The 288-nt window shown below is 35.1% G+C and carries 1 protein-coding gene; it reads right to left on the bottom strand.

The features are described 5' to 3' along the window. Positions 1 to 102: 102 nt before the first annotated feature. Positions 103 to 288 (bottom strand): VanZ family protein (locus C1G53_RS12215; protein WP_161941435.1); only part of this gene is annotated, 186 nt, incomplete at its 5' end.

Raw genomic sequence — 288 nt, 5'->3', positions numbered from 1 at the left:
AAGGTCATTTTTAAGGGAATACTGACTGTATTTCAAAAAAATAACGATATGTAGCTTAAACAATAGCATTAGATGGACATTCTGAACCTGTGACGGTAGGTTCTAAGACTCCTGTTTGGAAAGGATTATCCCTCTCTTTATCAATGAATAGCTAAAATAGGCTAGTATTCCCCCCATTGTATTGGTCCATAAATCATCGATTTCAAAGACGCGTTGGGCATCAATCAGCAAATCCAGTAGTAATTGTGTGCATTCAATAAAAAGACTGATACAAAAACTATAACGAAT

It is taken from the genome of Streptococcus suis, assembly GCF_002960445.1.
Lineage (GTDB): Bacteria > Bacillota > Bacilli > Lactobacillales > Streptococcaceae > Streptococcus > Streptococcus hyiners.
This window is presented reverse-complemented; position numbering and strand designations above follow the sequence as displayed.